This is a genomic window from Butyrivibrio sp. DSM 10294, assembly GCF_028539135.1.
In the GTDB taxonomy this organism is placed as follows: domain Bacteria; phylum Bacillota; class Clostridia; order Lachnospirales; family Lachnospiraceae; genus Butyrivibrio.
The window spans coordinates 22,131-28,910 of record NZ_JANSWL010000048.1 but is presented as its reverse complement, the minus strand read 5'-3'; the positions used below and the strand labels follow the sequence as shown (position 1 = coordinate 28,910).

Below are 6,780 nucleotides of genomic sequence, written 5' to 3'. Positions count from 1 at the left end.
GCTTTAACAGCTGATGAGTACTGCCTTAGAATGAAGTTAGCCCTGTTGTACAGCCTTGCGGATGCACCGCAGATATCACGACAGTAGCTGTAAAGAGTATGTGTGCTGTTAATCCTGTACTGCCTCGTCCTGTACACAGTTATCATTCCTTTCACAGAAGTTTATACTATGTATTATAGCACATATCAAAGCATATATCAAAACAAATGTTCTTTTGAGGGGTGCTTTTAGGAGCTTTATTATGGACGGATACAACAAAGGATCGCATTCAGTTAGAGAAATACTTGTGGGGCGATTCGCCTTTCTGGAGCGCCAGCTATTTCTGTGCAACCACAGGCTCAGTTCCCATGGAAACTGTCAAAAAGTACATTGAAGAGCAGCGGACTGAAGAACACAAGAGAAAATACATGAAGTCTGGGAAATACAAAAAGCAAAAAAGCTAAGCGATTCATCCCCAACCTGACGGAAGGGTTTTTCTCGCAGAGGTACTATAATATTGATGATTCATAAATATCTTTTCCTCCAATACAAAATACTTTTTCCAGAATTTAGCAACATTATAAGTGGCATGGAGTTCTATGGCAATCGTTGCTTTAGCGCACAAATATATGCCAAATCAAGAAAAATCCTTCATCACTACCTGGCCTGCTTAGGCCTTGTAAGATAAAGGACTTTTGTCTAATGAATTTACTTAATATATTTTCTCTATATCCTCAGTGATTCCGTACTCATTTTTGAACCGGAACAGATCCTCTGAATCCCTGATAAGCATAACTTCCTCAAATGTTCCCGTATGCACATCCCGAAATCCTGCGACCTGCTCTCCGTTACAGATGCTGGCCTTGATCACCGGTTTCTTGTTTTCTTTATCGTAGGTTTTCTTTTCTGTTTTCTTTTTAAAAAACATAATAAGCAGCCTCTTCATAACCACATGAGCCAATTTACTTTGCTATTTACGCTTCTTACTTCTGAATGGATTGAATCCAGCTTGTCATTCTGCTCCTGGATCATATCAATAGCGGTGTTAAGCCTACCGATCATTTCCTGCTGTCCCAGCTCCAGTCTGCATTTATGTGCATAATCATCATATTGTAAAAGAGCTTCTTTCAGACTGTCAGCCTTGTGATTATCAAATGCTCTGCAGATGAATTCCAGTGCATCGCTGTACCTGTAATCCGGTGGTACAAATGACATCCCGGGTGCTATTTCATCAATAATATCGTCAATCTCATTTCCCAGGTTCTCAACCTTTCCGGGAACATGCTCAACGGTGGTCCTTGCCTGGTTGCATGCATGCACAGTGATAATAATGGCGCCGATCAAAGAAAGTGGTAAAAGAACCACAATTGCCGGAATCAAAAAGAATACGATCACCCCGATAACTATGGCCAAAATCTTACCTACTACGCCACAGGTATCGCCGAACTTGAGCAGCAGATCCGACAGCCAATGAAGAGACGGCGCTGATCCGTACCAGTGGTCATACACTGTGAAATATCTGACTCCATCTGCATTTTTGATGCAGGCTGCCAGAATAAAGAACACTACAATGAACGGAATTCCCGCATATAATGTGAACTTAAGAGCCATGACAATCGGCATAAGGAACCTTACGCTTAAGGTATCCCTGGCTTCACTTAGTTCCTGCTCCAATTGTGCCTTCTGCTCTGCCTTGGTCTCAACACTTCTTACCTTATCCAAAAGCTTATGGTATAGGTGATTTAAGTCCCCCAGACTATTTACCCCCACTGACTCGCTCAAATACTGATCCATACTGATCTATCCTCCCGCTTCTTGCGACTTAAGCAGTAACCATGCTGATTTTGCCCCAAACGGTTACCGCTACCTTACAAGATTAGCACCTTTGCGGCGGATAGACAACCAAAAATATATCAGTTCATTTGCAGCTATTGTTTACTACTGCCCACAATAAATTTTTATTGCCCGAAAGACAAATTCTGCGGTTCCTTTACCGCCCATCTTGTTGATGTTCTGGGTGAATTCTCCGCCGCTTGCATAGCCGGTTCCGAGACTGTATAGAATCTCATTAGTACAGGTATACATGTTCTCTGTAATAAAATCCTGAACTCTCTTTACCTGAGCCTGAACCTCTGCGGAAGCGGGATCCATATCCTTCATGGTACCGAACTCCTCAAAGAGTTTGGAAAAATCAGCCATCATGTTGCTTCTATCTTCTTTAGTCCAGTTTTTACTTTTTTCCTCGTACTCTTTATAAGCAGCAGTCTGTCCCCACTGCTCTTTGGCTTTTCTTGAGTATTCCTCGAGTTTACTACTATCAAATGCTGTAAAATCCAATTTTCTCACTCCTCTCGTTTTAAGGTAGTTGCATAGATTCAGCAGATTCTCAATATGCTCCTTCTTTAGTTCCAGAAGTTCAATCTGCTGTTCCAGTGCCTTCGTCTTGTCAAAATCAGATCTGTTTATTATTTCTTTTATGTCTTTAAGCGGAAACTCCAGCTCCTTGAACAGTAAAATCTGCTGCAATTTCTCCAGTGCTGCATCGTCATACAGCCTGTAGCCGGACTCTGTGTATTCCGCCGGCTTTAAGAGTCCTATCTGGTCGTAATACTGTAAAGTGCGTATACTCACTCCTGTCAGCTTACTTACTTCATTTACTGTCTTCATGGCTTTCATCTCCTTCACGTGTAACTATAGCTTAAACCATGACGTAACGTTAGAGTCAACACTTTTTTATAAAAAAATATAGAGGTCGCAAAACCTCTATATCTGCTCCTTCTTATTTTCTAATCCCTTCGCTGCTGATTTTGTTTTTATTTTTCATAGGCACTTCCTGTGGCAAAAGAGAAACTTTACCATTAAACATACTTTAGAATGTCCTTAAAGCTCTCTAAATGATATGTGGCCTTTCCATAGCTTTCTGCGCTCCCGATACCGGCGCTGTAAAAACCGCCCGATACCGCAGCATCTATGCCGGCTTCAGCATCTTCTATAACAAGGCAGTCCTTCGGCTCTTCTGCAAGGAACTGGGCAGCTTTTAAGAACACTTCCGGATCGGGTTTGGATCTTGTGATATTGGTGCCATCACTTATGGCGTCAAAGAAACCTTCCAGCCCGATCTGTTTTAATATGAACTTGGTATTTTTGCTCGAAGATCCGATGGCAAGCTTAAGTCCCCTGTTTCTAAGCTCCTTTAACGTCTCTCTGACCTCCTCTGAGAGGTCTTTTTCAGACATATTTTCAAGACTCTTTCTGTAGATGTCGTTCTTTTTTCCGGCGAACTTTTCCTTTTCATCCTTTGAGAACTCAGGTCCTGAATATTTCTCCAGTATGATCTCAAGAGAATCCATTCTGCTGACGCCCCTTAGCCTCTCATTGATAGTCCTGTCAAAGGGAATATTCAGCTCATCTGCCAGCTCCTTCCAAGCAAGATAATGGTATTCATCGGTAAAACAGATAACTCCGTCCAGATCAAAAATTATGGCCTTATATTTCATATCAGATGTAATCCTTTCCGCACAGGGGATCAATGGGACTTACTCCCATAAACTCAGATCTGCCCATTATTTTCTCTACAGTTGCATCGACAAAATCCGCACCTGCGCTGTAGGAATTAATATAAGTCCCGATCATGGGAGCATCAAACAGATGATATGGATACGAAGTCGATATCATCATCATAGGTATTTCTGATGCATGCCAGGGCGCATCATCTCCAAGCCCAAACACTACGTTCCAGTTGAGTCGCAAAGTAGTGTTATTTGAAGCATTTTCCATATTGCAGACATATAGATACAGATCAAAGGATTCCTTCATCTCAGCAACACTTCTGTACATCTCATGTAAAAGAGCCTTCTTCTCATCAGGCAGTGATGCCGGATCCATAAAATCAGCCGGGACAATTTTAACACGTCTGTCCCTTACCGTAACTTCAAACCCTTCTGCTTCCAGCTTATCCTTCCACATCCTTACAAATGCGCTCTCCGGGTTCATTTCCTTGTCGATCACATTTAGGTATATCCTCCGGTATTTCTTCGGACTTAACGGCAAAAGAGCTTTCTCGTCCCTCACAAGAGTGACAGCCTTATCAGCTACCTCTTTTGCCCACATTCTGTGTTTGCTGCAGCCAACAACTGATAACTCTTCTTCCATAGGGACAAGACTTCCGTTTTTTTGTTTCTCATGAAGCCCCAGGGATGCCTTTGTTGCAAGGATTCTCAGCACTGCCTCATCAAGTCTTTTTACGGACAACAAACCACTGCCAATACCCTCAAGCATGAAACTGTAATCTTCTTCAAGGCTCTTGTTGAACAAAATCATGTCGCAGCCGTTTTCTATGGCAGTCGGTATGGCAATATTTCTGGGCATTGCACTGGTAAATCCTACCATGGGTGTGGCATCTGTGGTTATAAGGCCATTAAAGCCAAGACGTTTTCTGAGAAGACCTCCAAGAAGTTCCTTAGAAAGAGATGCCGGCATCAACATGCTTCTTCTGTCAGCATTATTGTTAATCTCTTTTACATAAGCCGGCTGGGCAATATGGCCCACCATTACAGTCTTTGCTCCCTTGTCTATAAGACTTTTATAGATATATCCAAAGCTGTCATCCCACTCTTTTACAGACAGAGAATTGACACTGGTAAGGATATGCTGATCTCTTTCATCTATTCCATCTCCGGGGAAATGTTTTATTGACACGGCAACATTATTTTCATCTGCACCATCCATATAGCGTGAAGCGAAGGAAACTATCTTCTCCGGGTCATCGCCAAAGGTCCTGACGTTTGTTATCGGATTATGAAAGTCTCTGTTGATATCCACGATAGGAGCAAAAGACCAGTTTAGTCCCAGTGCTGCCCCTTCCCTACATGCAACATACCCCATCCTGTAGCCGTTTTCAGGATCCGCAGTTGCTGCAACTGCCATGGGCTTGCCAAAAGATGTCCCCTCTACCGCCAGTCCATCTCCACCACTCTCCGTATTAGCGGCTAATAAAAGCGGAATTTTGGCCATTGACTGTATTTTTCTGTGAGTATCCTGAATCTCTTTTGCTCTCCCACTTCTGTACATCATCCCGCCAACACCAATTCCACTGACGATTCCGCGAAGAACTTCATCTTCACTGCTAAATCCCATAGGACAAAAAACCTGTCCGCATTTTTCCTCAAGGCTCATGTCCTCAAAGGTCTCTTTTACCCAATTTATGGCACTCTCGTCAAGAAAAAACGGATTCCCGGTATAATCGATTTCATAATTATCAAATGTCATATCAAACTCTCTTCTTTCAAAGTATTAAGCAAAGTATTTCCTGAGAAAATACGCCGGGCCACAGCTCCAGGCATGACAATAACTGTTTACAATGGTTCCTCCGTAAGGTGACTCGTCCGGATTTTCGGGATTATACAGCTCCCAGAAGGTGTCTGCACCGTTTTTGATCATTCCGCCCCAGTACTGTCTCATAAGATTGTGAGCGTCTTCTTTCCTGCCAAGCTTAATAAGTGCATCTATATAGTTGTGATACATATAAGGAGTAACCATTTTAACAGCACTGTCGCAGCCATTTAGTCTTTCCAAAAGCCTGAGTGCAGCACTACCTTCAACGGCATTTCCAAGTATCATCCATATCTGAGATGCAAAGGAGATCTGTCTGTCTTTCCCGCTTACGTACATGCCCATTTTTTCATCATATAAAAAAGTATTGGCTGCATCCTTTACTTTGTTGTAAAGATCAGCATACTCTTCCTCTGAGAGCACATCTCCGACCTGCTCGGCAAGCTCAATTGCTGCCTCCAGCGCGTACAGGAATATCCCCTGCGCACTTGCCTGTTTATTCAGCTCCAGATTCCAGTCCACAAAGCACCAGCCAAGAACGTCAAGGTCCTTTACTACATAGTGTTGGTCAAGGCCCTCTCTGGCAAGACTGATCTGTCTGCGGCATACCTGCCACAGATCCTCCAGCGCCTCCTGGTCACCTGTCTTTCTGTAATAATCCCTGAGAATGACCACAAAAAACAGAGAATAGTCAAACATACAGGTGTCGTCTACTTCAGGCTCAGGCTCCAAAAATACGCAGGCTCCGACTCTTCCATTCTCCTGAGTAAGCGCACCGAACAGGTATAGGCAGGATTTGACCATATCATTCATTCTGTAGGTTTCATAATTGGCCAGAGCCTGTATCCTAAGATCTCCTATCCACAGCCTTCTGTCTCTTTTAGGTCCATCCTCAAACACTGTCTGCATGCAATCTTTGAGAGTTTTTACAGCCACCTTGTCCATCTCTCTGTCCAAGGGATCTGCCGCCTCATAGGGTAAAAGATCCGTATCTCTGGCAGAAGTGACGGCCTTGGCCCAAGCTTCGGAAATCTGAAGGTCAAATCTTGAACTGATATCCATAACCTCAATCCTTACAAATCTGAATGAATATCGTCTGTCAAAGTCCAGCCTTCCGGGGACCACATCCACCTTTACCAGCTCTTCCTGTATCCATGATGCGCTTACCCAGCCACTGTATTCTGATGCATCCTCAAACAGCTCTACTTCTCTTTCGGCAAAGCGTACTCTTAAGAGCACCGGAGCATCTGCATGAGCTCCTATGTTCTTAAAATCAAGAGAAAGATATCCAACCAGATGTCCGCCAAAGTCAAGGATGACCTCATCACCTTTTTTTAGTGACATAGTCCTGAAATCCCGGAGACTTTTTTTCTTTATTCCCTTGCCGTCCCTTGTAATACTTACTGTTTCGGCTACAGCAATCTCTTTTTCATTTAACCTTGGGAAAAGAGCCGTTGCTTTTTTCAATAG

7 protein-coding genes are annotated in these 6,780 nt (G+C 43.2%); 1 reads left to right on the top strand and 6 read right to left on the bottom strand.

Annotated features, from left to right (window positions below):
* The first annotated feature begins 221 nt into the window (after nucleotides 1-221).
* A complete protein-coding gene (locus tag NXH67_RS18440; RefSeq protein ID WP_442870179.1) occupies nucleotides 222-443 on the top strand; it encodes a transposase in 222 nt (73 codons plus the stop codon).
* A 248-nt stretch (nucleotides 444-691) separates the two neighbouring features.
* Here the strand turns inward: NXH67_RS18440 and NXH67_RS04015 are convergent, their stop codons facing one another.
* The 6 genes from NXH67_RS04015 to NXH67_RS03990 form a co-directional block, all read right to left on the bottom strand.
* Entirely contained in the window at nucleotides 692-910 is a 219-nt protein-coding gene (locus tag NXH67_RS04015; protein ID WP_272796493.1) for an aspartate dehydrogenase, read from the bottom strand.
* Between the two features lie 11 nt (nucleotides 911-921).
* A complete protein-coding gene (locus NXH67_RS04010; RefSeq protein WP_022779862.1) occupies nucleotides 922-1,773 on the bottom strand; it encodes a hypothetical protein in 852 nt (283 codons plus the stop codon).
* Between the two features lie 144 nt (nucleotides 1,774-1,917).
* A complete protein-coding gene (locus NXH67_RS04005; RefSeq protein WP_272796492.1) occupies nucleotides 1,918-2,646 on the bottom strand; it encodes a MerR family transcriptional regulator in 729 nt (242 codons plus the stop codon).
* A 191-nt stretch (nucleotides 2,647-2,837) separates the two neighbouring features.
* Entirely contained in the window at nucleotides 2,838-3,476 is a 639-nt protein-coding gene (gene pgmB / locus NXH67_RS04000; protein ID WP_026511129.1) for a beta-phosphoglucomutase, read from the bottom strand.
* Between the two features lies 1 nt (nucleotide 3,477).
* Nucleotides 3,478-5,247 (bottom strand): glycoside hydrolase family 3 protein, encoded by a 1,770-nt coding sequence (locus NXH67_RS03995; protein ID WP_272796490.1) that lies wholly within the window; start codon nucleotides 5,245-5,247, stop codon nucleotides 3,478-3,480.
* Nucleotides 5,248-5,271: 24 nt separating this feature from the next.
* Entirely contained in the window at nucleotides 5,272-6,777 is a 1,506-nt protein-coding gene (locus NXH67_RS03990) for an alpha-L-rhamnosidase-related protein (RefSeq protein ID WP_272796489.1), read from the bottom strand.
* Nucleotides 6,778-6,780: the final 3 nt, after the last annotated feature.

Excerpts from the sequence above, each read along its gene's own strand:
- NXH67_RS04010 (WP_022779862.1), bottom strand. The coding sequence starts at position 1,773 with ATGGATCAGTATTTGAGCGAGTCAGTGGGGGTAAATAGTCTGGGGGAC.
- NXH67_RS04005 (WP_272796492.1), bottom strand. The coding sequence starts at position 2,646 with ATGAAGACAGTAAATGAAGTAAGTAAGCTGACAGGAGTGAGTATACGC.
- pgmB (WP_026511129.1), bottom strand. The coding sequence starts at position 3,476 with ATGAAATATAAGGCCATAATTTTTGATCTGGACGGAGTTATCTGTTTT.
- NXH67_RS03995 (WP_272796490.1), bottom strand. The coding sequence starts at position 5,247 with ATGACATTTGATAATTATGAAATCGATTATACCGGGAATCCGTTTTTT.